Origin of the sequence: Cellulosimicrobium cellulans (assembly GCF_016907755.1) — a bacterium.
In the GTDB taxonomy this organism is placed as follows: Bacteria; Actinomycetota; Actinomycetes; order Actinomycetales; family Cellulomonadaceae; genus Cellulosimicrobium; species Cellulosimicrobium cellulans_D.
Genome location: NZ_JAFBCN010000001.1, coordinates 3,902,664 through 3,928,897, shown reverse-complemented (window position 1 = coordinate 3,928,897; position 26,234 = coordinate 3,902,664). Strand labels below are relative to the sequence as shown.

Sequence of the window (26,234 nt, the reverse complement as noted above, 5' to 3'; positions counted from 1 at the left end):
ACGTTCGAGGGTCGTCGTCGGGTCCGTCGCGCGCTCTCGCCGACCAGGTCGGAGGCGTGCGCCGGGATCGTGGACGACGCTACGGACCGGCCCCGCCCGGCCGCGTCCGGCGAGGGTCGGGTCCTGCACGGGAGCCGGGTCATCCCGTGGTCGTACCCGCGCCGCGCCGAGGGCTGACACGACGGCGCCCCACGGGTCCGGGGACTCGTGGGGCGCCGTCGGCGGGCGGAGGGTCAGGAGCCCGGGCGGACCAGTCCCGCCTCGTAGGCCGTGACGACGGCCTGCACGCGGTCGCGCGCGCCGAGCTTGGCGAGGATGCGCCCGACGTGCGTCTTGACCGTCGCCTCCGCGACGAACAGGTCGCCGGCGATCTCGGTGTTGGACCGGCCGCGCGCCATGAGCACGAGCACCTCGCGCTCGCGCTCGGTGAGGCCCTCGACGGCGGCGTGCGCGGGGGAGTCGTCGGTCTGCTCGGCGGGCAGGGCCGTCACCAGGTGCTCGAGCAGGCGCCGCGTGGACGACGGCGCGATGACGGCGTCGCCGCGGTGCACCGTGCGGATCGCGGCGAGCATCTCCTCGGGCGGGGCGTCCTTGAGCAGGAAGCCGCTCGCGCCGGAGCGGATGGCCTCGAGCACGTACTCGTCGAGGTCGAACGTGGTCAGCACGATGACCTTGGGGGCGTGCCCGCCGTCGGCCGCGGCGGCGGTGAGCCGGGCCGTCGTCTGGAGCCCGTCGAGGTGCGGCATGCGGACGTCCATGAGCACGACGTCGACCGGGTGGTCCGCGAGGAGGCGCAGCGCCTGCAGGCCGTCGCCCGCCTCGACCGCGACGGTGAGGTCCGGCTGCGAGTCGATGACCATGCGGAAGCCCGCGCGCACGAGCTGCTGGTCGTCGACGAGCGCGATGCGCACGGGCTCGAGGGGCGCGAGCGGGTCTGCGGCGTACGCCCCGTCGGGGACGGGGAAGGCGTCGGTCATGGTGTCCTGTCGGTCGGTCGGTCGGGTGCGGTCTGCGAGGAGCCGTGCGCGACCGGTGGTGGCGGTGGGGGCGGGGCCGTCGCGGCGGCCGGGCGGCCCGGGCCCATCCTGCCCGACGGCGCGGGCGCGGGTGCGGGGGCCACCTGGCCCGAGGGCTGGGGGAAGGCGCCCGGCCCGGGGGCGGTGCCCGGCAGGGCGGGCACGGGGATGCGCAGGTGCACGCGGAAGCCGCCGCCGGCGCGGGGCCCCACCTGCACGGACCCGCCGAAGAGCGCGGCCCGCTCGCGCATGCCCAGCACGCCGTAGCCGCCGGGCCGGGCGTCCTGCCGCGCCGCGGCGGAGGCCGACGCGCCGCGCCCGTCGTCCTCGACCTCGAGGTCCAGGGTGGCCGCGCCCCAGCGCACGACGACGGTGACCTCCGGGTCGGGTCCGGCGTGCTTGAGCACGTTGGTCAGGGCCTCCTGGCACACGCGGTAGACGGTGAGCCCGGCCCCGGGCGGGAGCGGCCGGGCCTGGCCGACGCGGACGAACGACACGCGCATGCCGCTGTCGCGCACCTGCGCGACGAGCGTCTCGAGGTCGGCCGTGTCCGGCTGGGGGGCGCGCTCGAGCGCCGCCGTCGCGCCCGTCGCGGACGCCGGGTGCCCGGGTGCGGCGGGCCCGTAGGGCGAGCCGCTGGGCGGCGTCCCGGCCGGGCCGCGTCCGGACGGCAGCGTGAGCGTCCCGGACGGCCCGACTCCGGAGCCCGGCGGCACGACGACGCGCGGCGGCTCCGACCGGAGCACGCCGAGGAGCCGGCGCATGTCCGCCAGCGCGGTGCGGCCCGTCTCGGACACGGTCGCGAGCGCGCGCGTCGCGGCGTCGGGGTCGTGCGCGGCGGCGTACCGGCCGCCGTCGGCCTGGGCGATGACGATGGAGAGGGAGTGCGCGACGATGTCGTGCATCTCGCGCGCGATGCGGGCCCGCTCGGCGGCGGTCGCGATCTGCGCCTGCTGGTCGCGCTCGACCTCGAGCCGTTCCGCGCGGTCGACGAGCGCGGCGATCGTCTCGCGCCGGGAGCGGCGCACGAGGCCGAACGCCCAGACCGCGAGGAAGGTCATGCCGCCGAACGCGGACGTGAAGAAGACCATCGTCGCGAGGTCGGTGAGCCGACCGGACAGCAGGCCGAGCGCCACCCCGAGGACGACCGCGCCCACGAGCGAGGACACGATGGCCGTCCGGTGCGCCCAGCGCGGCCCGTAGACCGTCACGGAGTAGAGCGCGACGAGCACCGCGAAGTCGGCGGGGAAGATCACGAGGTAGCCGGCCAGCAGGTGCACGAGCGCGACCGAGTACACCGTGATCGCCGACACGAGCGGACGGGACCGGCGCCAGGGCAGCGGGGCGAGGAGCAGCAGCGCCCAGAACGCGGCCCAGCCGCCGCTCGTGCCGGTACCGCTCGCGCCCATCGACGTGAAGGCCGCGGACGCGGGCACGAACACGACCGCGAGGACGAGCGTGACGGTGAGGTCCACACCGAACCGGTGCTCGTCGGACCACTGCCCGAGCCGCTCGTACCATCCCATGCGTTCCAGCCTAGGCAGAGGGCGGCGACGGGGCGTCCGACCAGGGTCGCAGAGTTCACGAGACACGATGGGACCGAAGTCGTACGGATGCCCTAGCATGAGCGAATGACCCACGTACTGCTAGCGGAGGACGACCCGGCGATTGCCGAACCTTTGGCGCGCGCACTGACACGTGAGGGTTACAACGTCGTCGTCCAAGGAACTGGTCAAGGGGCGATCGACTCCGCGAGCGGTGCGGACATCGTGGTGCTCGATCTGGGCCTTCCGGACATGGACGGCCTCGACGTCGCGCGCGAGATCCGGCACAAGGGTCTCACCACCCCGGTGCTCGTGCTCACCGCCCGGGCCGACGAGGTGGACCTCGTCGTGGGTCTGGACGCCGGTGCCGACGACTACGTCACGAAGCCGTTCCGCCTCGCGGAGCTGCTCGCCCGGGTCCGGGCGCTCCTGCGTCGCTCGCACGGCGAGCAGGTGGACGAGGAGGAGCTCGCCGCGCAGGACGTGCGCATCGACGTCTCCGCGCACCGCGCCTTCCAGGGCGAGCGGGAGCTGCACCTGACCACCAAGGAGTTCGAGCTGCTGCGCGTGCTCGTCGCGAGCGCGGGCTCGGTCGTCGTGCGCGACGCCCTCATGCGCGACGTGTGGGGCTCCGAGCCGGTCGGCTCGACCAAGACGCTCGACATGCACGTGTCGTGGCTGCGCCGCAAGCTCGGCGACGACGCGAACGCGCCGCGCTACATCTCGACCGTCCGCGGTCTCGGCTTCCGCTTCGAGACCGGCGAGAGCTGACCGACCCCGACCGAGGGACGAGGACACGGGAGCGAGGAGCAGCGTGCGGCGTCGGATGCTGCAGGCGACGGTGGCGGCCGTGGCCGTCGCCGTCATCCTCCTCGGGTTCCCGCTGGCCTTCTACGGCGCGCGGTTCGTGCTCCAGGGGGAGGTCGACGACGTCACGTCGCGCGTCGAGCGCCTCTCGCGCTCGATCGACGCCCGCCTCGCCGCGGGCGACGAGATCCCGGACTACGTCATCACGGACGCGGTGCAGCCCCGCGCGAGCGACCCTCCGGCGCAGGTCTACGTCACCCTGCCCGACGGCACGGTGCTCACGGCCGGCGAGGAGATCACCGGCCGGGGGATCGAGCAGCCGCTGCACTCCGAGTCGGGAGCGCTCGTCACGCTGACCGTCTCCTACTGGGACGCGTACATCCAGGCCGCGCAGGTGGTGCTGCTCGTCGTGGCCGCGGCCATCGTCGCGTTCGCCGCGGGCATCGGGATGGCGGTGTGGCAGGCGAACCGCATCTCCGCGCCTCTGGTCTACCTCGCGGCGTCCGCCGAGCAGCTCGGCTCGGGACAGGTGCGCCCACGGCTCGAGCCGTCGGGGGTCGAGGAGATCGACCTCGTGGCGGCCGAGCTCGCGCGCAGCTCCGACCGGCTCGCGGGCCGGCTCGCGGCGGAACGCCAGTTCGCCGCGGACGCGTCGCACCAGCTCCGCACGCCCCTCACGGCGCTGAGCATGCGGCTCGAGGAGATCTCCATGGCGTCGGACGACCCGGCCGTGCAGGAGGAGGCCCGGATCTCGCTCGAGCAGGTCGAGCGCCTCGTCGGGGTCGTCGACGACCTCCTGGCCTCGTCGCGGCGCGCGCAGGGCGGGACGACGGAGGCCGTCAGCCTGCTCGACGTCGTGCACCAGCAGGAGGAGGAGTGGGTCCCGACGTTCGCGAAGGCGGGCCGGGAGCTCGTCGTCGACGTCCCCGCGGAGTACCAGGTGCTCGCGACGCCCGGGGCGCTCGCGCAGGTCCTGGCGACGCTCATCGAGAACTCGCTCAAGCACGGCGGCGGGACGACGACGGTCCGCGCGCGCCCGTCCGGCACGAGCGGCGCGATCGTCACGGAGGTGTCGGACGAGGGCGCGGGCGTGCCCGACGACCTCGCCCCCCGCATCTTCGAGCGCGAGGTGACCTCCGGGGCCGGGACGGGCCTCGGGCTCGCGCTCGCGCGCGACCTCGCGGCGTCCGACGGCGGCCGGCTCGAGCTCGCCCAGCGTCGGCCCGCGGTGTTCGCGCTCTTCCTCGCGGGCGTGCCGCGGCGCCTCGACCCGCGCGTCGTCCTGCCGACGGGGGTCGCGGTCTCCGCGCACGGCCGACGTCGTCGACGTCGCGGCTGACGCGGGTCTCGCCCCGGGCAGGACCGGTCAGCGCGTCTCGGACCCCTGGGGGGCGACGTCGTCCCGCGCCCGGTCGCCCGTGAACACGAGGCGACGGTAGGCGACGTAGCGGAACGCCGTGCCGAGCGCGAGCCCGACGACGTTCGCGGAGACGTTCTTGGCGAGCGGTGACGTGAGCCCGAGCGCGTACGTGGAGATCGCGAGGCAGCCGACGGCGATGAGCATGCCGCCCACGTTGACGACGACGAAGGCCGCGAGCTCGCGGCCGCGCGCCTGGGTGCGGCGCGTGGAGAACGTCCAGTAGCGGTTGCCGACCCACGCGACGAGCGTCGCGACCGTGACGGACACGATCTTGGCGGTGAGCGGCTTGTGCCCGAGGATCTCGCCGGGACCGAAGCTGAGCAGGTTGAACAGGCCCAGGTCGACGACGTAGGCGACCGCGCCGACGGACCCGAACTTCGCGAGCTCGCGCACCCGGGCGAGGACGCGCTCGCGCCGCGGCAGGGCCGCCGCGTTCGCCTCGGCTCGCCGGTCCAGGTCGCTCGTCACCCTCCGAGGCTACCGGGCGCTCCTGGGCGTCGCCCGGGTGCCGGGGCGGCCGCCGGGTCGCGGGCCCGACGGCCCCGACGAGTCCGGAGTCCGGTCCCCGCGCGGTCCCGCGGCGCCCAGGCACTAGGGTGGGTCCACGTGGCAGCCCCAGTGATCGCCGTGGTCGGCGGAGGACAGCTCGCGCGCATGATGGCCCCCGCCGCCGGAGAGCTCGGCGTGCACCTGCGCGTGCTCGTCGAGGCCCCGGACTCGTCCGCGGCCCAGGTCGTGGTCGACGCGCCCGTGGGCGTCGCGTCCGACGAGGCCGCCATCCGCTCCCTCATCGCCCCCGCCGCCGGAGAGCCCGCGGCGGTCCTCACGTTCGAGCACGAGCACGTCCCGAACGCGCTGCTCACCGACCTCCTCGAGCACGGGACCCCCGTGCGTCCGGGGCCCGACGCGCTCGTGCACGCGCAGGACAAGATCGTCATGCGGCGTCGGCTCACCGAGCTCGGCGTGCCGTGCCCGCGCTGGGCCGCGCTCCCCACCGCGCCCGCCGCCGCCCGCACGGCTCTCGCGGACTTCCTCGCCGAGGTCGGGGGCGAGGCCGTCGTGAAGACGGCACGCGGCGGGTACGACGGCAAGGGCGTCCGGGTCGTCTCGGTCGCCGCCGGTGGTCCCGAGCAGGTCGCGGAGTGGATCGAGGCGGCCGCCGCGGGCGGCCCCGAGCTGCTCGTCGAGGAGAAGGTGCCGTTCACCCGCGAGCTCGCGGTGCTCGTCGCGCGGCGTCCGTCCGGCGGCCCCGACGGACGCGGCGAGGTGCGGACCTGGCCCGTGGTCGAGTCGATCCAGCGCGACGGCGTGTGCGCGGAGGTGATCGCGCCCGCGCCCGGGCTCACCGACGCCGAGGCGGAGCGCGCTCGCGACGCGGCGGTCCGGATCGCCGAGGGCCTCGGCGTCACCGGGGTGCTCGCGGTCGAGATGTTCGAGGTCGCGGGCGAGGACGGGCCGCGCGTGCTGGTCAACGAGCTCGCGATGCGTCCCCACAACTCCGGGCACTGGACCATCGACGGCGCGGTGACCAGCCAGTTCGAGCAGCACCTGCGGGCGGTGCTCGACCTGCCGCTCGGCGACACGACGGCCACGGCCCGCTGGACCGTCATGGCGAACGTGCTCGGCTCGACGCTCGGCGAGCTGACCGACGCGCTGCCCGCCGTCCTCGCCGCGTTCCCGGACGCGAGGGTCAACCTGTACGGCAAGGGCGTGCGCCCCGGGCGCAAGCTGGGCCACGTGAACGTGAGCGGCGACGACCTGGACGAGGTCCGGCGTCGGGCCCTGGCCGCGGCCGCGATCCTGCGGGGCGAGCGTCCCGCGAGCACCGACGAGGACCCCGAGAACGAGGAGCGAGCATGAGCGAGAACCCTGTCGTCGGCATCGTCATGGGGTCGGACTCCGACTGGCCCGTCATGGAGGCCGCGGCCGACGCGCTCGCCGAGTTCGACGTGCCCGTCGAGGTCGACGTCGTCTCCGCGCACCGCATGCCCGTCGAGATGATCGACTACGGCCGCACCGCCGCCGAGCGCGGCCTGCGCGTGATCGTCGCCGGCGCCGGGGGCGCGGCGCACCTGCCGGGCATGCTCGCGGCCGTGACGCCGCTGCCGGTGATCGGCGTCCCCGTGCCGCTGCGCCACCTCGACGGCATGGACTCGCTCCTGTCGATCGTCCAGATGCCCGCGGGCGTCCCCGTCGCGACGGTCTCCGTCGGCGGCGCCCGCAACGCGGGCCTGCTCGCCGCGCGCATCCTCGCGGCGGGGACCGACGACGACGCCGCGCGCCTGCGGGACAGGATGGTCGCCTTCCAGACGGACCTGGGCGACCAGGCGCGCGCCAAGGGCGCGCGCCTGCGCGCGTCGCGGTCCGGGGAGCAGCGCACGGGCTTCGGCGCCTGACCGGCGCGCCGCGGGTTTCTGCGGCAGGCGGTTGTCGGGTTAGCCTGCGGGCGCGTCTCGCGACGCAGGGGGCTGGACCGACGACGGTCCGTGGCGGGTCGGTCCGACACCCACCCGGAGCAGCTTCACGTGGCAGCACTGCAGGAGCCTGGCGCGCCGACGGCGCCGTCCGACGCGACCCCCGGTGCTGGTGCGACGGCGGCCGGCGCCGTCCGACGGCACGCACGCCCCCGGACCGCGACCTCGCGCGAGGGGTACCGCTACGACCTCGACGGGCTCCGGGCCGTCGCGATCCTGCTGGTGGTGGTCTACCACGTCTGGCTCGGCCGGGTGTCGGGCGGCGTGGACGTGTTCCTCATGCTCTCGGCGTTCTTCCTCACCGGGTCGTTCGCGCGTCGCCTGAGCGCCGGGCGCGGGGTCGCCGTCGGGGCGTACTGGGCGCGCACGTTCAAGCGGCTCGTCCCCGTCTCGGCGGTGGTGCTCCTCGGCGTCCTCGGGACCGCGTACCTGCTCTACCCGCCGTCGTCGTGGCCGTCGATCTGGACGCAGACCTGGACGTCGCTGGGCTACGTGCAGAACTGGGAGCTCGCGCGCGAGGCCGTGGACTACTACGCCCGCGACGGCGCGGCCGCGAGCCCGCTGCAGCACTACTGGTCGCTCTCGGTCCAGGGTCAGGTCTTCGTCCTCTGGCCGCTCCTCCTGCTCCTGTCCGGACTCGTCGTCCGGCGCCTGCGGGTCTCCGTCACCCCGGTGCTCCTGACGGTGTTCGGGACCGTGTTCGTGGCGTCGTTGGCCTTCTCCGTCGTCGAGACGGCGTCGAACCAGGGGCTCGCCTACTTCGACACGAGGACGCGACTGTGGGAGTTCGCCCTCGGCTCCCTCGTGGCGGTGGTGCTGCCGTTCGTCCGGATGCCCGCCCGGGCCGCCGTGGTCGTCGGCTGGGTGGGGCTCGCCCTGATCGTGACCTGCGGACTCGTGCTCGACGTCCAGGGCGGGTTCCCGGGATACTTCGCGCTGTGGCCCACGATGGCGGCCGCGGCCGTCATCGTCGCCGGCACGTCCGCGCACCCGTGGGCCGTGGGCAACGCGCTCGCGCACCCGGTGCTGCGGTCGCTCGGGCGGGACGCGTACGCCCTCTACCTCGTGCACTGGCCGCTGCTCATCACGTGGCGGGTGGTCACCGGACGTCAGGTCCCGTCCTGGCACGAGGGTGCGGCGATCGTGGTCGTCTCGCTCGTGCTCGCCCGCGTCCTCACCACGCTCGTCGAACGCCCCGTCCGGGACCTGGCGTGGGCGCGCACCGTCCCGTGGCGCGGTGCGGTCGCCGTGCTCGTCGCGGTCTCGGTCGTGGCCGTCCCCCTCGTCACCTGGCAGTCGGCCGAGCGGGCGCGGGCCGCCGAGGCGCTGGCGGGCGCCTCGGCCGACAACCCGGGGGCGCGCGTGCTCCTGCCGGGGTACCAGGACCTGTCGGACCCGACCGCACCTCCCGTCCCCGCGGCGACGGCGCTCGACGCCCAGTGGGTGTCGCTCGCCGAGCGGTGCTCGGGTCCGTTCGCACCCGACGTCGCGGAGCTCGCGAAGCGGTGCGGGCAGCTCGTGCCCCCGGAACCTCAGGGACCGACCGTCGTGGTGGTGGGCGACTCGCACAGCGAACAGTTCATGGGGGCGCTGATCCCCGTCGCCGAGCGGGAGAGCTGGACCCTCGTGTCGGTCCTGTACGGGGGGTGCTCCTTCGGCACCGCGGGCCATCCGTGCCGGGCGTGGAACGAGCAGGTGCTCGACTACGTCCTCGAGCTCGGCCCGGACGCGGTCTTCACCGTCACCACGGCCGCCGAGGTCGACGGCCCGGGCGAGTCCGTCGTCGCCGGGCTCCAGGAGGCGGCCGACACGCTCGCCGACGCGGGGATCGCGCTCCTCGGGGTCCGGGACAACCCGCGGTTCTCGACCGACATGTTCGTCTGCGCCGAGCAGCACGGTCCCGACGCGGACGCGTGCCGCCTCGACCTCGCGTCCCGCTCCGCCGCACGGAACCCCGCGGACGACCTCAGGGTGGGGGACGGGTCGGTGCTCGTCGACCTCTCCGCAGCCGTGTGCCCTGACGGGTGGTGCGTCCCGGTGGTGGGGAACGTGCACGTCTTCCTCGACGACAACCACCTCACGTGGGACTACGCGCGCTCGCTCGCCCCGTTCCTCGAGGACGAGCTGTCGCCGTGGACCGACCGCGCGACGACGACCACGCGACAGGGGGAGCCGTGATGACCGGACCCGTCGGCACGGGCGCGCACGCCCACGGCCCGACCCGGCCGACGGCTCCACCCCGTCATGCGCGGCCGGGTGCGGCCGGCCGGTCGACGGGCGCAGCCGCGCCGTACCGGCACGACCTCGACGGCCTGCGGGCGCTCGCCGTCGTGCTCGTCGCCGTCTACCACGTGTGGGTCCACCGCGTCTCGGGCGGGGTGGACGTCTTCCTCATGCTCTCGGGATTCTTCGTCGCCGGGGGACTGCTCCGCTCGTTCGCCCGCGGGACGCCCGTGCGACTGCGGACGTACCTCCCGCGGCTCGCCCGCCGGCTCCTGCCCGCGCTCGTCCTGGTGCTCGCCGCGGTGCTCGTCGCGAGCGCGGTGCTCCTCCCGCGCACCCGGTGGACGGGGGTCTCGGGCGACGTGCTCGGGTCCCTGCTCTACGCCGAGAACTGGCGGCTGGCCGCCGCGGAGCAGGCCTACGGCGCGGCGGACGTTGGACAGAGCCCCTTGCAGCACGTCTGGTCCCTCTCCGTCCAGGGGCAGCTCTTCGTCGGGCTGCCGATCCTTCTCCTCCTCGTCTGGTGGGCGGCCGGTAGCGCAGGGGTCGCGAGACGCCTGACGATCGTGCACGCGACGGTGCTGGCCGGGGCCGTCGCCTCGTTCGCCTATGCCGTGGTCGCGGTGCGCGCCGACCAGGCGGCCGCCTACTACGACACGTTCGCCCGCGCGTGGGAGTACCTCGCGGGTGCGCTGCTCGCGCTCCTCGTCGCGCGCGTGCGGCCGCCCGGTGCGTGGGGGCTCGTCGCGGGATGGGTCGGGCTCGCCCTCGTCGTCGCGAGCGGCGTCCTCGTGGACGGCGCGGCTCTCTTCCCCGGTCCCGCCACCCTCGTGCCCCTCGCGGGCGCCGCGCTCGTCGTCGTCGCGGGAGCGCCCGGCCCTCGCGGGATCGCCGTCGCACACCCGTGGTCGGTCTCGCGGCTCCTCGCGCGGTCTCCGGTCGCCCGGGCCGGCGGGTACGCGTACGCCTTCTACCTGTGGCACTGGCCCGTGCTCGTGTTCACGATCGTCCTCCGCGACCGGCCCGTGGGCTGGCTCGCGGGCGTCGGCGTGCTCGGCCTCGCAGCCGTGCTGGCGGTTCTGACGAAGCACCTCGTCGAGGACGTGCTCCGTCGAGACCCCCGAGACGTCCGGGACGCCACGCCCGCGCGGCCTCCTCGGTGGGCGCTCCGTCCTCTCGTCGTCGCGGTCACCGCGACCGTGGCGATCGCCCCGCTCGTGTGGAACGCCCACGTCCTGTCGATCCAGCGCTCGTACCAGGGCACCGTGCAGGACGCCGACGTCGCCGCCTACCCCGGGGCGCTCTCCGTCCTCGAGCCGGGCGCGTACGCGGCGGCGACCGCCGACCCGGTACCAGCCGTGGAGACGGTGGCCGAGGACACGTCGCGGGTCGTCCCGGACGGCTGCATGACGGGGAACGGGGAGAGCGACGTCAAGCGCTGCTCGTACGGACCGGAGGACGCCACGACGGTCGTCGCGCTGGTCGGCGCGTCGCACAGCGAGCACTGGTTCGCCGCGCTCGAACCGATCGCCGAGCGTCGCGGCTTTCGCGTCGTCCCCGTCCTCAAGGCGGGATGCCTCTTCCTCGACCCCGAGGACAGCGTCGGCGACGGTGAGTGCGCGACCTGGCAGCGCGAGGCGATGGACTACGTCCTGTCGGTCGAACCTGACGTCGTCATCACGACCTCGACGCGTCCGACGATGTCGGACGGGTCTCGTGAGACGGTCCCGGACGAGTACGTCCGCGCCTGGGAGCGGCTCGCGCAGGACGACATCCCGGTCGTCGCCATCCGGGACAACCCGTGGTTGCCGTTCTGGATGCCCGAGTGCGCCGCCGTCCACGGCTCGGACTCGGACGAGTGCGCCGTGGCATGGGAGGACGTGCTGGACGACGTGGACCCTTCGCTCGACGCCGTGCAGGAGCTGTGGAACACGACGATCCTCGACTTCAACGACGTCCTCTGCCCGGACCGTGTCTGCCGGCCCGTCCAGGGCAACCGGTTCGTCTACCGCGACGACAACCATCTGACGGCGACCTACGCCGTGACGCTCAGCCCGGTCTTCGACGAGCGGTTCGGCGTCGCGACCGGGTGGTGGTGACGACCGCTACTGCGGCAGACCGCCGACCTGGCCCGGGGCGAGGTTGCCGTCACGGATGTCGACCCAGAACTGACCCACGGTCTCGGGGTCCAGCTGCACGGTGGACCCGACGTTGCCGCCCGGCCGGTAGTCGGGGTTGGAGATCGGCGGCGTGCCGGTGATGCCCCCGGGGCCGTTGGCCTTGCGGAACGCGAGGGCGAGCTTCCCGAGGTCGACGATGCCCGTGCTCTGGTCGACGGTGAGCGAGCCGAGGCCCGACTCCAGCAGCGAGACCTGGTCTCCCGGGCGGAACAGGATGCTCGGGTTCGCCGCCTTCGAGCTGATGGCGCCGATGACCTGGCGCTGGCGCTCGGCCCGCCCGATGTCGCCCTTCGGGTCGGAGTAGCGCATCCGCGAGAACGCGAGCGCGGTGTGGCCGTCGGCGACGTGGCACCCGGCGGTCCAGACGAGCTCGCTGCGCTCGTCGTTCACGTCGTAGTCGAGGCACAGCTCGACGCCGCCCACGGCGTCGACGATGCCCTCGACCCCGCCGAAACCGACCTCGACGTAGTGGTCGACGGTGAGGCCGGTGAGCTGCTCCACGGTCTGCACGAGCAGCGGCGGCCCGCCCCACGAGTAGGCCGAGTTGAGCTTGCTGGCGCCGTTGTCGGGAATCTCCGCGTACGTGTCGCGCGGCAGGCTGATGAGCGCGACCGGGCCGCTCGGCGGGGCGTGCAGGACCATGATCGTGTCCGTGCGCGCGCCCTCGGTGCCGTCCTCGCTGATGCCCTCGCCGCGCGCGTCGGAGCCCGCGAGGAGGTAGGTGTTCCCGGGCGTGCCGGGTGCACCGGAGAGGGCCTCGACGTGCTGGATCTTGCCGTTCGCCCAGATGAGCAGGCCGACCGGCCAGGCGAGGAGCGCGACGATCACGACGCAGGCCACGAGCCCGACGACGCGGCCCTTGCGGACGCGGAATCCGCCTCCGCCGGTGCGTGCGGTCCCCGTGCCCGACGGCGGTCGCCCGCCCCCGCCTCCGGACCGGCCGGCGCTCGGCCGCGGCGCGGCGCCGGGACGGCTCCGTGTCGTCGCGGGCGCCGCTGAGGCGCTCGCGTGGGGCGACGACGAGACGCGCGGAGGCGCCGTCGTCGCCGCCTGGCGAGGCTGGCGGGACGGAGCGACCGACGGCGGGAGGGCCGACGCCGACGAGCCCGCACGGGGTCGGGCGCTGCGTGCGGGAGGTGCCGGTGGGGGCGTGCCCTTGCGCGCCGGGGTCACGGGGATCTCGCGCGACGACTGGCGTTTGATGCGTGGCTCGAGGCGCACCGCGTCGTCGGGCACGGCGGGCCGGGGCCGCGCCTGGCCACGTCCGCTGTTGCCCACGGCGATCGCGTCGTCGACCGACGACGGCCGCGGGGCGCGACCGCCCTGGGGCGTGAAGCTCGGGGGGAGCGACCGGGGGTCGCGCGACGGGTCGGTCATGGCGTCACCCGCACTGGGCGGTCTCGTCGGCGGCGGAGAACGCCTCCTTGCCGGCTTCCTTCGTCTGCACCGGAGCCGGCTCCGGCGCGGCCTCGCCGGTCCCCACGGGGGTCTCCTCGGTGCCCGACGACGGGGCGGTGGCATCCGTGGCGGCGTCGGAGCCGACCGCGGGCCCTTCCGGCGACGGGGCGACGACGGGCTCGTCGGCCCGCACCTTCGCCCACAGCTCGTCGGCCTCCGGGGTCCAGACGACCGTCGCGTCGGGATTCTGCGGGTCTGCCGTGTTCGGGACGGTCATGAAGGTGATGTTGCCACTCGTCGCGCCCTTGAGGCTGAAGGCGAGCCCGGCGAGGCTCGGGATCGACGACAGGTTGGCGCTCATGGTCAGCGACCTGGTCCCCGCGTCGACGAAACCGTAGATCTGCCCGAGGTCCGCGAGCACGTTCTTCGAGAGCACCTGGTTCACCGTCGCGGCGAGGAGCTGCTGCTGGCGGCCGATACGGCTGAGGTCCGACCCGTCGCCCACGCCGTAGCGGGCCCGCGCGAACCCGAGCGCCTGGGCACCGTCGAGCGTCTGCATCCCCGCGTCGAGCCGAAGGTCCGCCTTGGGCGAGTCGATCGCCTCGGGGATGCACAGGGGGACGCCCCCGATCGCCGTGACCATGTTCTGGAAGCCCGCGAAGTCGACCACGACGAAGCCGTCGACGAACACGTCGGTCAGGTTCTCGACGGTCTGGGTCGTGCACGCCGCGGCCGAGTCGACGTCGCCGCCGACGGTCGCGCCGTTCGCGAACGCGGCGTTGAAGCGCGTGTTCGCCGGCGCGGTCGTCTTGCCGTTCGTCGTCTGGCACGCCGGGACGTCGACGCGCGAGTCACGGGGGATCGAGATCATCTCCACGCGTGTCCGGTCGGCCGAGACGTGCACGAGGATCGTGGTGTCCGAGCGCATCCCCTCGACGCCCGCGACCTCGTGGCCGTTCTCGCCGCCGCGCTCGTCGGACCCCATCACGAGGATGTTGAGCGGCTTCCCGGCGTTGGGGTCGCTCGGGTCCGGGGCGGGCTGCTCAGGTCGGTCCGTGAGGAGCTCGAGCCCGTCCGAGGGAGCGATGTTCCCCTGGATGTTCGACACCGCTGCGGCTCCGCCGACCGCGCCGAACGCGAGCAGCGCCGTGGCGACGAGCCCGACGGTTCGGGCAGCCCCGTGGGTCCTCATGGCCCGCGCGTGCGCCGGACCGCGCGACGGCTTGTCGGCCGCCGCATCGCGGGTCTGGGCACGGGAACGGGCTGTCACGGGAGTCGAGCATAGGCGCGCCGTGCGACCTGGCCGCGCGGGCTACGGGCTCGCGGGGTGGAGGAGTTGTGCAGGCGCGGACGGGTGCGAGGGCCGATCGGTCAGCCGGCGGGCGGCGCGTCCGGCCGGCCGCCCTGTCCGTCGCGCTGCTCGAGCTCGTCGACCGACGCGTCGACCCGGCTGAGCCGTGCCTCCGCGAGGCTCAGCTCGCGCGTCAGCAGCGTGATCTTGCGGGCGAGCGCGTTCGCGCGCCGGTGGCTCGTGGCGATGTAGCTCACGAACGCGATGACGAGGGCGTAGAGGAGGAGGTCGGTCCCGCGTCCCACGTCGAGCAGGTTGGCCAGGCGGGTGAGCCATTCGGGGAACAGGACGGAGAGCCCGGCGACCACGACGAACCCGACGAGCAGCAGGCGGCGGATCGCCTGGTGCCGCGCGTCGACCGTGGAGCGGGTGAGCAGGACCGTGACCACGGCGATGGCGACGACGAGGACGATCTGGATGAGCATGTGCGGCTCCCGTCTACTTGAACACGAGGTCGACCAGGATGTTCACGGAGTTCCACAGCGACTGCCCCTTGGCCCGCGAGTAGTCCGTGTAGAGGACGTGCACCGGGTACTCGCGCCAGGGGAGACCCGTGCGTCCGAGCTGGAGCACGATCTCGCTCGCGTGCGCCATGCGGTCCTGGCGCAGCTCGACCTGGCGCGCGGCGTCGACCCGGATGACCCGCAGCCCGTTGTGGGCGTCGGTGAGCCGCAGGCCGGTGCTCCGGTTCGTGAACCAGACCGCGGTGCGCAGGACGACGCGCTTGAGGAGCCCGGGCCGGGTGCGGGCGTCGAGGAAGCGGGACCCGAAGACGATCGCGACGTCCTCGCGCCGGGCCAGGTCGACCATGGCGGCGGCGTCCTCCACCTGGTGCTGGCCGTCTGCGTCGAACGTGACGAGGTACCGGACTCCCGGGAGGTCGCGGGCGTACTCGATCCCGGTCTGCAGGGCGGCGCCCTGGCCGAGGTTCACGGCGTGCCGCAGGACCGTGGCGCCGGCCTCGGCGGCGCGTCGGACGGAGTCGTCCGAGCTCCCGTCGTCGACGCAGACGACGTGGGGGAACGTGGCGAGCGCGTTCTCGACCACGCCGGCCACCACCGCGCCCTCGTTGTAGAGCGGGACGACGAGGCAGGCGTCGTCGACGGGTCCGACGGCCGCGGCGCGCGGGCGACCACGCGTCGCCGCGTCCGGTTCGTGCATGGTGTCCATTGTTGCAGCCCGCCGACGGGACTCGGGACCTTCGGCGCTCGAAGCCGGGTTCCGTGGCCAGGTAACCTTGCCGACGCGACGCCCGCGCCCGACGCGGGACCGTCCACCTCAGACACCGAAGGAGCCTGCATGGGAGTCCGCATCGCCCCCAGCGCCGATGTCGCGGACGGCGCGTCGATCGGTGACGGGAGCCAGATCTGGCACCTCGCCCAGGTGCGCGAGGGGGTGTCGATGGGGGAGTCGTGCGTCGTCGGACGAGGCGCCTACATCGGGACCGGAGTGCAGATGGGCAAGAACTGCAAGGTGCAGAACTACGCGCTCGTGTACGAACCGGCCTCGCTCGCCGACGGGGTGTTCATCGGCCCGGCCGTCGTGCTCACCAACGACACCTACCCCCGCGCCGTGAACCCGGACGGGTCGCTCAAGAGCGCGGACGACTGGCACGCGGTGGGGGTGACGATCGGCGAGGGCGCCGCGATCGGTGCCCGGGCCGTGTGCGTCGCTCCGGTGACGATCGGCGCGTGGGCCACGGTGGCCGCGGGCGCGGTCGTGACGAGGGACGTCCCCGACCACGCGATCGTCGTCGGGGTCCCTGCGCGGCGCGTCGGGTGGGTGGGACGTGCAGGAGAGCCGTTGCAGCGCGACGGGGAGCACTGGGTGTGCCCGGTGACGGGCACGCGCTACGAAGAGCACGACGAGACCATCAGAGAGGTTGCGGCCGAATGAGCCAGACACTGATCCCCGCGGCGAAGCCGATCGTCGGGGACGACGAGCGCGCGGCCGTGGACCGCGTCCTGCGCAGCGGGATGATCGCGCAGGGCCCCGAGGTCGCCGCGTTCGAGCAGGAGTTCGCCGAGGTGCTCGTCGGCGGGCGCACGTGCGTCGCGGTGAACTCCGGGACCTCGGGGCTGCACCTCGGCCTCCTCGCCGCGGGCGTCGGCCCCGGCGACGAGGTCATCGTCCCGTCCTTCACGTTCGCGGCGACCGCCAACTCGGTCGCGCTGACGGGCGCGACGCCGGTCTTCGCCGACATCGAGCCGGACCAGTTCTGCCTCGCCCCCGACGCGGTGCGCGCCGCGATCACGGAGCGCACCAAGGCGATCATGCCGGTGCACCTCTACGGGCACCCGGCAGACATGACCGCGCTCGGCGCCCTCGCGGACGAGCACGGCCTGCTCCTGTTCGAGGACGCCGCGCAGGCGCACGGGGCGACCCTGGACGGACGACCGGTGGGCTCGTTCGGCGCGTTCGCCATGTTCAGCCTCTACCCGACGAAGAACATGACGTCGGGCGAGGGCGGCATGGTCTCGTGCGCGACCGACGAGATCGCGCGCAACGTCCGCCTGCTGCGCAACCAGGGCATGGAGCGCCAGTACGCCAACGAGGTCGTGGGGTTCAACGCCCGGATGACGGACGTCCACGCGGCGATCGGCCGCGTGCAGCTCACCAAGGTCCAGGGCTGGACCGCGGACCGCCAGCGCAACGCGGCCTTCCTCTCCGAGAACCTCGAGGGCGTCGTCACGCCCCCGGTCGCGGACGGGGCGGTGCACGTCTACCACCAGTACACGATCCGCGTCGCCGACGACCGCGACCGTGTGGTGACGGCTCTCCGCGAGGAGCACGGCGTGGGTTCCGGGGTCTACTACCCGATCCCGAACCACCGCCTCGAGAGCCTGAAGCACTTCGCGCCCGGCCTCGACCTGCCCGAGACCGAGATCGCGGCGCAGCAGGTGATCTCCCTCCCGGTGCACCCGTCGCTCACGCAGGGCGACCTCGAGCGCATCGTCACCGCGGTCAACACCGTCGTGAAGGCAGGTGCGTGATGGCAGACCTGCGTGCGGGCCTGATCGGGCTCGGAGCGATGGGACGGCACCATGCCCGGGTGCTCCGCGAGATCGACGGCGTCGACCTCGTCGCCGTCGCGGACCCCGGCGGAGACCCGTACGGCGTGGCGGGGGACCTGCCGGTCCTGCCCGACGTCGGCGGACTGATCGACGCCGGCATCGAGATGGCCGTCGTCGCCGTCCCGACCGTGTACCACGAGGAGATCGCGCTGGCCCTCGCCGCCGCGGGCGTCCACACCCTCGTGGAGAAGCCCATCGCGGCCACGAGCGAGGCCGGTCGCAAGGTCGCCGAGGCGTTCGCCGCGGCAGGGCTCGTCGGCGCGGTCGGGCACATCGAGCGGTTCAACCCGGCGCTCCAGGAGCTGCGTCGCCGCATGGAGGCGGGCGAGCTCGGGGAGGTCTACCAGATCGCGACCCGACGGCAGGGGCCGTTCCCGTCGCGCATCGCCGACGTCGGCGTGGTGAAGGATCTCGGCACCCACGACATCGACCTCACGGCCTGGGTCGCCCAGAGCTCCTACCGTGCGGTCGCCGCGCAGACCACGCACCGCAGCGGGCGCCCGCACGAGGACATGGTCACCGCGACCGGTCGTCTGGAGAACGGCGTCGTGACCAACCACGTCGTCAACTGGCTCTCCCCGATGAAGGAGCGCGTCACGATCGTCACGGGCGAGCGGGGCGCGTTCGTCGCCGACACGGGCACGGCCGACCTCACCTTCTACGCCAACGGCGTCATCCCGACCGAGTGGGAGGCCGTCTCGGCGTTCCGCGGCGTGTCCGAGGGCGACATCACGCGCTATGCGTTCGCGAAGCGCGAGCCCCTGCGGGTCGAGCACGAGGCGTTCCGGGACGCCGTCCGGGGGATCCGCCACGACGTCGTGACGATGGAGGAGGGTCTGCGCACCCTCGAGGTGGCCGAGGCCGTCCTGGAGTCGGCGTCGTCGGGGCGGACCGTCACGCTCTGAGCCGGAGCCCGGCGGCCCCGTGGTGGGGTCGCCGGGCCGACTCCCGACTCTCCCGGCGATCGTCCTGCGAGAACGTGCCCGCCTTGTGATACTGGCCGGGTTCGTCGGGGCGCGAGCAAGCCCTGGGTGATCTCTGCGACGACCGGGGTGAGCACGATGACCAAGAGGTGGACGACCGTCCTGACGGTGCTGGCGGTGACCGTGACGTCGGCGGTGACGGGCAGCACCACCGCCGGGGCGGCCAGCCCCGCGCCACGGGCCGCGACCTCGGTGGCGCCACACGTCGCACCTGCCCCGGTGGCCGTGCCCGCACCGGTCGCCCCCGAGATCGACGAGACACCGCTCGAACCCGTCGACGCGTCCGGAGACGCCCCCACGACGCCGGCGCCGTCGGAAGCGGGCGCTGCCGAGGGGCGCGGTGAGCAGGTGCTCCCCGAGGCCGCGGCCGACGACACGACGAGCCCGGAGGGGACCTGGTCCGCGACCAGCCCGGCGACCGGTGCGACGACCGTCGTCGGCGTCACCTGGGACCTCGGGTCGGCAGGGGACGACGTCGTCGTCGAGGTGCGTTCACGTACCGGGACCGTCTGGACCGGGTGGACCGACGTCCACGCGGAGGATGCCGAGCAGACCGGAAACTCCGGGGAGCAGCGCGACGGTACCGAGCCGCTGTTCGTCGGGGACGTCGACGAGGTCGAGGCGCGGGTCCTGCCCGGCCAGGGGGCCGCCCCGGTCGATCCGGTCCTGGTGGTCGTCGATCCGGGAGCGGACGCGGGAGGAAGCGGGGGCGGCGCGGGCGGGCTCGGACGGTCGACGACCTCCGCGCTCGCGACGCCTGCCGCCGCACCGGCAGCCGCTCTGCCCACCGCCACGACCCGTCCGGCGATCTACTCGCGCGCCCAGTGGGGTGCCGACGAGCGGCTGATGACGTGGACGCCCCAGACCGGCAACGTCGTCGGCGCGGTCGTGCACCACACGGCCGGGTCGAACGACTACACCGCGGACCAGGTCCCGGCCCTCATCCGGGGCATCTACGCCTACCACGCGCAGTCCCGCGGGTGGGGCGACATCGGGTACAACTTCCTCGTCGACAAGTACGGGCGCATCTGGGAAGGGCGCGCCGGAGGGATCGACCGGGGGATCGTCGGTGCGCACGCGTCCGGGGTCAACTCCCAGCGCTTCGGTGTCTCCGTGATGGGGAACTTCGACGCCGCGCAGGTCTCCTGGGCCGCCGTCGACGCCGTCTCGGCCGTCATCGCGTGGAAGCTCGACATCCACGGGGTGCGAGGCACCGCGGGAAGCATCGTGGTGGGGCACCGCGACGTCGGCCAGACGTCGTGCCCCGGGGCCTCGCTGTACGCGGCGCTCCCGCAGGTCCGCGCGCTGGCAGCGTCCCGCCAGGGACCTGTGACGGATCGCTCGCTGCGGCGCGACGTCGGGCTCGACGGGTACCCCGACCTGGTGGCACGGACGTCCGGCTCGATCTCGTTGCTCACCGCGCCCGACGCCGGGTGGGGAGCCACCCGCACGGTGGGCTCGGGCTGGCCCGGGGAGCGGGTGATCGCCCCGGGGGACTGGAACGGCGACGGCAACCCTGACCTCATGCTCATCGACCCCGCCACCGGCTACCTGTGGCTGTACCCGGGGACGGCCTCCGGCGGGTGGGCCGGCAAGCAGCGGATCGGCACGGGCTGGGGCGTGGCGAACCTGATCGTGGGCGGCCAGGACTGGGACGGAGACGATCGCAACGACCTGATCATGCGACGCCACGACGGGTCCCTGTGGCTCTACCCGGGCGACGGCCGCGGCGGGTTCGGGACCGCGAGGAAGATCGGGGCCGGCTGGAACGGCATGAGCACGATCGCCATGGTGGGCGACCTGCGCGACGGTCGGCCCGCGCTCGTCGCGCGTGCCGGGGGCGACCTCTACACCTACGTGGGCGACGGCCGTGGGGGCTTCTCGGGCACGCGGACCTTCGTCGGCCCGGGCTGGGACGTGATGTCGACGATCGTCGGCGCGGGCGACCTCAACGACGACGGCCTGCCCGACGTCGTCGCACGCGACACCCAAGGTCGCCTGTGGCGCTACGTGGGTGACGGCGGTGGCGGACTCGTCGGCCGCTCGCTCATCGGGACCGGGTGGGGCGGCTTCAGCGTGGTCCATCCGGCGGGGCGGTCGGGTCGCGGCGAGGACTTCTTCGCGGTGCGACGTGACGGCACCCTGCTGCGGTACGACTACCGAGGCGGCGCCGCGTTCTCCCGGGTGGCCGGGACGGGCGTCTCGGGGTCCGGTGTCGTCGAGGCGATCGCCCCCGGTGACTGGAACGGGGACGGCCGGCCCGACCTCATGACGCGCCGTTCGAACGGCGACCTCTACCTCCACGTCGGGACGGGTACCGGCAGCTTCAACGCGGCGGGATCCCGCGTCGGGACGGGATGGGGCGTGATGACCCAGGTGATCGGTGCGGGGGACTGGCTGGGCACGGGCGTGCCCGGGCTGATCGCGCTCCAGCGCGGGACCGGCCAGATCTGGCTCTACCCGGGCGATGGTCGAGGCGGGTTCGGCACCCCGCTCGTCATCGCCCGGGGTGCGCAGTTCATCGACCGCATCGTCAACGCCGGCCACTGGCGCGGCGCCGCGACGCCCGACCTCATCGCCCGCGACGCGGGCACCGGTCGGCTCCTGCTCTACCCGGGGAACGGCGGCGCCCTGCTCGGGTCGTCGACGGTCGTCGGGACGGGGTGGCAGGGGATGTCGAACGTCGTCGGAGCGGGCGACGTCGACGGCGACGGGCGGCCCGACCTCGTCGCGTCCCGCGCGGGCTCCCTGGTGCTCTACCCAGGGAACGGGACGGGCGGCTTCCGAGCGGCACGGACCCTGACGAGCGCGCCGTCCGGCGCGAACGTCTCGTAGGTCCCGCCTACAGGGTCCGGACGATCCCGCCCCACCCGGTGCCGACCTGGACACGGCCGGCGAACCGTGATCCCGTCCACGGGTACAGCCAGTACCGGCCGGACGAGTCCGCCGCGAGCAGGTCCGGCACGCCGTCGCGACCGAAGTCGTTCACCAGGGTCAGCAACCGCATGCCCCGCCAGCCGGAGCCGATCTGCACGGGGGTGAACCCTCCCGCACCGTCGCCCCGGTAGAGCAGGAGGCGCCCGCCCGTGTCGACAGCGAGGAGGTCCGACCAGCCGTCGCCGTTCCAGTCGCCGCCGCCACCGACCCACGTCATGGCGTTCCACCCGCTGCCGACGAGCACGGCGTCGCCCAGGGTGCCGTTCCCCAGGCCCGGGTACAGCCAGAGCCGTCCCGACGTGTCGACCGCGAGCAGGTCCGCCGACCCGTCGCGTCCGACGTCGCCCGGGGCGACGAGGAAGCGCATGGCGCCCCAGCCGCGACCGGCCTGGACGCGGGTGCCGAGCGTCCCGGACGCCGTCGTCGGGTAGCGCCACAGTCGCCCGGCAGAGTCGACGGCGAGGACGTCGTCGCGACCGTCGCGGTCGAGGTCGTTGGCCCGGACCGCGAGCCGCATCGTCTGCCAGTCGTGACCCGCCGGGCGGCTGCCGACGAACCGCCCGTCGCCGTCCCCGAGGTACGCCGTGAGACGGCCGTCGGCCCACTGGCCGAGGACGTCCACGCGCCCGTCGTTGGTGGAGTCGCTGTCGAGCCGGCTCGTGCCGGTGAGCTTCCACCAGTCGGAGCGCAGACCGAAGGCGCTGCGGAACTGCGCGCCCGTGAGCGCGACCGAGCCTGCCGATCCGGTGACGACGACCCGGACCACGCGCCCGCCCCACTCCCCGTCGCCGGTCCGCGACGTGACGTCGATGCTGCGCGGCGAGCCGATCTGCGGGTACCGCGCGCCGACGTCCGAGGCCCGGAGCGAGACGCTCCACGCGTGCACGGGGTTGCCCTGCGCGTCCCAGGGGTCCGGTCGGGACGGGAGGTAGGGGAAGGACCCTGCCGCGCTCCAGCCGCCGTTCGACGAGCCGAACTGGGTGAAGGCGAGACTGCCGCCGTAGTGGCGCACCTGCCCCGAGGTCGCGGCGACGGCGGCGTCGGTCGAGGCCGCCTCGTGGTGGCGCGTCTCGACCCCCGCGGAGGTGAAGCTCTTGTGCCCGGGGTAGACCTGGCAGGCGGTGGTGTCGCACGTCTGCCAGGAGCCCGACCGGTGCGCGCGGTCGTACGACGCGTAGGTGCGCGCGGCGACGGCCTGCGCCCGCAGCGCGTCCGCCGGCCAGCTCGACGGCGACTCCGCCGGCACGACGGAGCGCAGGTAGTCCTCGAGGCCCACCACGTTCACGGTCTGCTGCCCGGGGCTCGTCCCGGAGGGGACGGCTCGGACGGTGCCGCGGTAGTCCGTCTGCGTGCCGTCGGGCCTGATCAGCCGGATGAACCCCGACGGCGCGGCGATGCTCAGGAAGCCGGGGGAGGCGCCTTGCGACCACTGCCGCCAGGACCCGCCGACGAGCCCGTGCAGCACGAACCCGCCGGGGCCGCGCACGATGCGCCACTGCTGCGGCGTCGCGCCGCCGAAGCTGATCGGGGTGCCGGTCGAGGCCGCGTCGCTCGCCGTCATGCCCGGGACCGCGAGGATGCGGACGTCGTTGTCGGTGTCGCCGCTGATGAGGACGCTGATCGTGCTCGCTGCCTGGGTGACCCGTGTCGTGCCGGGGTAGTACGCGTCGAGGATCTGCTGGTAGCCCACCCCCTGCGCAGCGGCCGCCCGTGCCCCCCACTGCGACATCCCGCGGCCGTGACCGAAGCCTCGCCCCGCGACCGTGACGGTCGTGCCGGTGCCGAGGACCACCCGTTCCTGGGTGAGCGTGTCCGCGTGCGCGGTGACGGACTGCGCGACGAACGACGTCCCGACCAGGACGGCCGTCAGCAACGACGCCGTCATCCTCTTCCGTGCGCCCATGGGTGACCTCCGTAGCCCTCGGTCCGATCCACGGTAGGTCGGGTGACGGGAGGGCGCCCGGCGGGCAGGTACCCTGGGGCGTCGTCGGGCGCGGTGCCCGACCCGAGACGAGGGGGAACCCTGGCAGGCGTCGTGCGGACAGTGCTCGAGCACTCGGCGTTCCGCTACCTGCTGGTGGGCGGCTTCGCCTTCCTCCTCGACCTCGGGCTGCTGGCTCTGACCTACCGGGTGCTGGGCGCGCCGCTGTGGCTCGCGACGGCGGTCGGGTTCTGGGGGAGCTTCGCGTTCAACTTCACGCTCCAGCGGCGCTACGCCTTCGGCGGTGCGATGCCGACCGGGCCGGCGCTGTGGCGGTACGGCGTCCTCCTGGCGGCGAACTCGCTCGCGAACATCGCGGTGGTCGGTGTCTTCGAGCACCTCGGTTGGGGTTTTGCCGTCGGCAAGGTCGCGGTCACCGTCGCGCAGACCGTCTGGAACTACTTCGCCTACCGCTACTGGGTCTTCGGTGGGCGCGCTGCCCCCACCCCGCCCGCAGACGACCGAGCAGGGCCCCCGTTGCCCGTCGAGCACGACCACAAGGAGAGCTGAGGATGTACAAGGGCGCGCGGATCGCCGCCGTCGTGCCGGCCTATCGTGAGGAGGCGATGATCGCGACGGTCGTCACCACGATGCCGGACTTCGTCGACGACATCGTCATCGTGGACGACTGCAGCCCCGACGGGACGTCCGACGCCGTGAAGGCGCTGGACGACCCGCGCGTCACGCTCGTGCGCCACGAGGTGAACAAGGGCGTCGGCGGGGCCATCATCACCGGGCACCGCACCGCGATGGAGCTGGGCTCGGACGTCAACGTCATCATGGCGGGCGACGCCCAGATGGACCCGAACTACCTGCCCGACCTCCTCGACCCCGTGACGTCCGGCGGCTACGGGTTCGCGAAGGCGAACCGCTTCTTCCGTCCCGACTCGTACACGGGGATGCCGCGGTACCGCGTGTTCGGGAACATCGTGCTCTCGTTCCTGACGAAGTTCGCGTCGGGGTACTGGCACCTCTTCGACCCGCAGAACGGCTACACGGCCATCCGGACGTCGGTGCTCGAGAAGCTCGCGCTCGACCGCGTCGCCGAGCGCTACAGCTTCGAGAACGACCTGCTGATCCACCTGAACGTCGCGGGCACGGCGGCCGTCGACGTCCCGATCCCGGCGGTGTACGGCAACGAGGTGTCGAGCATCCGCCTCGGCAAGGTGGTCCCCGAGCTGCTCAGCCTGCTCTTCCGCGGGTACTGGTACCGGATCTGGTACCGGTACGTCCTCTGGTCGTTCTCGGCGGTCGCGCTGCTCCTGTTCTCGGGCCTCCTCCTCACGCTCCTGGGCGTCGCCGCGGGCATCTGGATCATCGCCGCGACCTGGGACTCCCCGCCCGCCACGGCCGGCACGGTCCTCCTGGCGGTGACCCCCTTCGTGCTCGGTGTCCAGATGCTCGTGTCGTCGTTGCAGCTCGACATCCAGGAGAGCCCCGACACGCCGACGCTCGCCCCGTTCGACGAGGGATGAGCCCCGAGAAGGAGCTCCGCGGCGAGGGCGACGACGTTCGCCGCGCGGGGCGGACGGCCCGCGTCACGATCGCGTCGCGGATCTTCCTGCCTGAGCCGGCCGCGGCGTCCTTCCGCCTCGCTGCGCTCGCCTCGGCACTCGCGGACGAGGGGGCGGAGGTCACCGTCGTGACGGCCTCGGTGCCCGCGTCGATGGGCTCGGGCCCCGAGCACGAGCGAGTCCGGGTGCGGCGCCGCCCCGTGCTCCGGGACGCCAGCGGGTACGTCCGGGGATACGTGCCGTACCTGAGCTTCGACGTGCCCCTCTTCCTCCGCCTGCTCGCGGGCCGACGGCCCGACGTGGTCGTGGCCGAGCCACCGCCGACCACGGGGGCGGTGGTGCGCCTGGTGTGCGCCCTGCGACGGGTGCCGTACGTCTACTACGCGGCCGACATCGTCTCGGACGCGGCGGGGTCGACCGGTGCGCCCCGGCTCGTGGTGGGCATCGTGCGCGCGCTCGAGCGCTTCGCCCTGCGCGGTGCGTCGGCTGTCCTCACCGTGACGGACGCGGTCGAGGCGCGGGCGTCGCAGCTCGGCGCCCCTCGGACGACCATCGTGCGGCACGGCGTCGACACCGCGACCTTCAACGCCGACGTCGTGCCGCTCGCACCCGAGGGCCGGGGCCCGTTCGCCGTGTACGCGGGCAACGCCTCGGAGTGGCACGGCGCCGAGGTCTTCCTCGAGGCCTGGCCCGGCGTCGTGCAGGAGGTCCCCGGCGCGCGCCTCGTGTTCCTCGGACGAGGCAGCATGCACGGCCGGCTCGCCGAGATGGCGGCCGCGATGCCCGACGGCGGAGCGAGCGTGACGTTCCTGCCGCAGCAACCCGCTGCCCAGGCCGCCCGCTGGCTCCGCGGTGCCGACGTCGCGCTCTCGAGCATCCGGCCCGAGTCGGGGTACGAGTTCGCGATCCCCACCAAGGCGCTCGCGGCGATGGCCGTCGGTACGCCGGTGCTGCAGGCCGGACCCGGTCCGGTAGGACAGATCATCGAGCGGGCGACCGCGGGCCGGGTGGTCCCGCACGCGTCCGACGCGGTCGCGCGCGCACTGGTGGAGATGCTCGAGGCGCCGCCGTCGGACGACGAGCGGCTCCGGGTCGCGGCGTGGGCCGAGGAGCACCTCTCGGTGCGCTCGACGTCCGTGATCGCCGCTCGGTCGGTCCTCGGTGTGGTGGGTTCCCGGCTCCGGCGACGCGCGGGGGAGGGGATCCGTCGTGCGACGCACCGATCACGGCCCTGACGCGCTGTGTGCCAGCATCCACGTCGTTCCGCCGGGTTCGCCGTGAACGGTCGTCCGCCCTCGCTGATCCGTCGGGCCGCGTGGTGGATCATCTCGT

Annotated in this window: 21 protein-coding genes; 13 read left to right on the top strand and 8 right to left on the bottom strand. The window is 73.9% G+C overall.

What is annotated here, in order from left to right; translation table 11 throughout:
• Nucleotides 1-233: 233 nt before the first annotated feature.
• Together JOE63_RS17025 and JOE63_RS17020 are read right to left on the bottom strand one after the other, a co-directional pair.
• On the bottom strand, nucleotides 234-977 hold the full coding sequence (locus JOE63_RS17025) for a response regulator (RefSeq protein WP_087469613.1): 744 nt from the start codon (nucleotides 975-977) through the stop codon (nucleotides 234-236).
• Nucleotides 974-2,542 carry a sensor histidine kinase gene (locus JOE63_RS17020; protein WP_087469612.1) on the bottom strand — a complete coding sequence of 523 codons (1,569 nt, stop codon included), beginning with the start codon at nucleotides 2,540-2,542 and terminating at the stop codon, nucleotides 974-976. Before JOE63_RS17020 ends, JOE63_RS17025 begins: the two co-directional genes overlap by 4 nt.
• A gap of 105 nt (nucleotides 2,543-2,647) precedes the next feature.
• Here JOE63_RS17020 and JOE63_RS17015 point away from each other — a divergent pair, with 105 nt between their 5' ends.
• Both JOE63_RS17015 and JOE63_RS17010 read left to right on the top strand, forming a co-directional pair.
• Nucleotides 2,648-3,331: a response regulator transcription factor gene (locus tag JOE63_RS17015; protein WP_031316534.1), complete on the top strand. Its 684-nt coding sequence runs from the start codon at nucleotides 2,648-2,650 to the stop codon at nucleotides 3,329-3,331.
• Between the two features lie 43 nt (nucleotides 3,332-3,374).
• Nucleotides 3,375-4,706 (top strand): ATP-binding protein, encoded by a 1,332-nt coding sequence (locus JOE63_RS17010; RefSeq protein ID WP_087469611.1) that lies wholly within the window; start codon nucleotides 3,375-3,377, stop codon nucleotides 4,704-4,706.
• Between the two features lie 27 nt (nucleotides 4,707-4,733).
• Here the strand turns inward: JOE63_RS17010 and JOE63_RS17005 are convergent, their stop codons facing one another.
• Nucleotides 4,734-5,255 carry a GtrA family protein gene (locus JOE63_RS17005; protein WP_307840185.1) on the bottom strand — a complete coding sequence of 174 codons (522 nt, stop codon included), beginning with the start codon at nucleotides 5,253-5,255 and terminating at the stop codon, nucleotides 4,734-4,736.
• A 138-nt stretch (nucleotides 5,256-5,393) separates the two neighbouring features.
• Here JOE63_RS17005 and JOE63_RS17000 point away from each other — a divergent pair, with 138 nt between their 5' ends.
• The 4 genes from JOE63_RS17000 to JOE63_RS16985 all read left to right on the top strand — a co-directional run bounded on the left by JOE63_RS17000 (nucleotide 5,394) and on the right by JOE63_RS16985 (nucleotide 11,583).
• Nucleotides 5,394-6,647 carry a 5-(carboxyamino)imidazole ribonucleotide synthase gene (locus JOE63_RS17000; protein WP_087469610.1) on the top strand — a complete coding sequence of 418 codons (1,254 nt, stop codon included), beginning with the start codon at nucleotides 5,394-5,396 and terminating at the stop codon, nucleotides 6,645-6,647.
• Complete coding sequence (gene purE / locus JOE63_RS16995; RefSeq protein ID WP_087469609.1) at nucleotides 6,644-7,183, top strand: 5-(carboxyamino)imidazole ribonucleotide mutase; 540 nt, start codon at nucleotides 6,644-6,646, stop codon at nucleotides 7,181-7,183. The genes JOE63_RS17000 and purE overlap by 4 nt, the downstream gene beginning before the upstream one ends.
• A gap of 129 nt (nucleotides 7,184-7,312) precedes the next feature.
• On the top strand, nucleotides 7,313-9,439 hold the full coding sequence (locus JOE63_RS16990; RefSeq protein ID WP_167550997.1) for an acyltransferase family protein: 2,127 nt from the start codon (nucleotides 7,313-7,315) through the stop codon (nucleotides 9,437-9,439).
• Nucleotides 9,439-11,583 carry an acyltransferase family protein gene (locus JOE63_RS16985; protein WP_204542728.1) on the top strand — a complete coding sequence of 715 codons (2,145 nt, stop codon included), beginning with the start codon at nucleotides 9,439-9,441 and terminating at the stop codon, nucleotides 11,581-11,583. The genes JOE63_RS16990 and JOE63_RS16985 overlap by 1 nt, the downstream gene beginning before the upstream one ends.
• A 6-nt stretch (nucleotides 11,584-11,589) precedes the next feature.
• Here the strand turns inward: JOE63_RS16985 and JOE63_RS16980 are convergent, their stop codons facing one another.
• From JOE63_RS16980 to JOE63_RS16965, 4 genes are all read right to left on the bottom strand, one after another.
• Nucleotides 11,590-13,041: an LCP family protein gene (locus JOE63_RS16980; protein ID WP_087469606.1), complete on the bottom strand. Its 1,452-nt coding sequence runs from the start codon at nucleotides 13,039-13,041 to the stop codon at nucleotides 11,590-11,592.
• Between the two features lie 4 nt (nucleotides 13,042-13,045).
• Nucleotides 13,046-14,254: an LCP family protein gene (locus tag JOE63_RS16975; RefSeq protein WP_204542727.1), complete on the bottom strand. Its 1,209-nt coding sequence runs from the start codon at nucleotides 14,252-14,254 to the stop codon at nucleotides 13,046-13,048.
• 179 nt (nucleotides 14,255-14,433) lie between these two features.
• A complete protein-coding gene (locus JOE63_RS16970; RefSeq protein WP_087469604.1) occupies nucleotides 14,434-14,838 on the bottom strand; it encodes a DUF2304 domain-containing protein in 405 nt (134 codons plus the stop codon).
• A gap of 13 nt (nucleotides 14,839-14,851) precedes the next feature.
• Nucleotides 14,852-15,574: a glycosyltransferase family 2 protein gene (locus JOE63_RS16965; protein ID WP_087472484.1), complete on the bottom strand. Its 723-nt coding sequence runs from the start codon at nucleotides 15,572-15,574 to the stop codon at nucleotides 14,852-14,854.
• A gap of 138 nt (nucleotides 15,575-15,712) precedes the next feature.
• On the opposite strand from JOE63_RS16965, the gene JOE63_RS16960 reads away from it, so the two are divergent.
• The 4 genes from JOE63_RS16960 (at nucleotide 15,713) to JOE63_RS16945 (ending at nucleotide 21,305) form a co-directional block, all read left to right on the top strand.
• On the top strand, nucleotides 15,713-16,309 hold the full coding sequence (locus tag JOE63_RS16960) for an acyltransferase (RefSeq protein WP_087469603.1): 597 nt from the start codon (nucleotides 15,713-15,715) through the stop codon (nucleotides 16,307-16,309).
• Nucleotides 16,306-17,406 carry a DegT/DnrJ/EryC1/StrS family aminotransferase gene (locus tag JOE63_RS16955; protein ID WP_087469602.1) on the top strand — a complete coding sequence of 367 codons (1,101 nt, stop codon included), beginning with the start codon at nucleotides 16,306-16,308 and terminating at the stop codon, nucleotides 17,404-17,406. Before JOE63_RS16960 ends, JOE63_RS16955 begins: the two co-directional genes overlap by 4 nt.
• Nucleotides 17,406-18,392 (top strand): Gfo/Idh/MocA family protein, encoded by a 987-nt coding sequence (locus JOE63_RS16950; RefSeq protein ID WP_087469601.1) that lies wholly within the window; start codon nucleotides 17,406-17,408, stop codon nucleotides 18,390-18,392. Before JOE63_RS16955 ends, JOE63_RS16950 begins: the two co-directional genes overlap by 1 nt.
• Nucleotides 18,393-18,548: 156 nt before the next feature.
• On the top strand, nucleotides 18,549-21,305 hold the full coding sequence (locus JOE63_RS16945; protein ID WP_204542725.1) for an FG-GAP-like repeat-containing protein: 2,757 nt from the start codon (nucleotides 18,549-18,551) through the stop codon (nucleotides 21,303-21,305).
• Nucleotides 21,306-21,312: 7 nt separating this feature from the next.
• On the opposite strand, the gene JOE63_RS16940 is transcribed toward JOE63_RS16945, so the two are convergent.
• Nucleotides 21,313-23,310, bottom strand: a complete 1,998-nt coding sequence (locus tag JOE63_RS16940; protein ID WP_204542723.1) for a SpoIID/LytB domain-containing protein — start codon at nucleotides 23,308-23,310, stop codon at nucleotides 21,313-21,315.
• 132 nt (nucleotides 23,311-23,442) lie between these two features.
• Here JOE63_RS16940 and JOE63_RS16935 point away from each other — a divergent pair, with 132 nt between their 5' ends.
• Genes JOE63_RS16935 through JOE63_RS16925 form a run of 3 tightly spaced genes read left to right on the top strand, consistent with a single transcriptional unit; the run spans nucleotide 23,443 to nucleotide 26,137 of the window.
• On the top strand, nucleotides 23,443-23,898 hold the full coding sequence (locus JOE63_RS16935; protein WP_204542721.1) for a GtrA family protein: 456 nt from the start codon (nucleotides 23,443-23,445) through the stop codon (nucleotides 23,896-23,898).
• A 2-nt stretch (nucleotides 23,899-23,900) separates the two neighbouring features.
• A complete protein-coding gene (locus JOE63_RS16930) occupies nucleotides 23,901-24,863 on the top strand; it encodes a glycosyltransferase family 2 protein (RefSeq protein WP_087469597.1) in 963 nt (320 codons plus the stop codon).
• Nucleotides 24,860-26,137, top strand: coding sequence for a glycosyltransferase family 4 protein (locus JOE63_RS16925; protein ID WP_204542719.1), 1,278 nt, complete (start codon nucleotides 24,860-24,862; stop codon nucleotides 26,135-26,137). Before JOE63_RS16930 ends, JOE63_RS16925 begins: the two co-directional genes overlap by 4 nt.
• The last annotated feature ends 97 nt before the right edge of the window (nucleotides 26,138-26,234 follow it).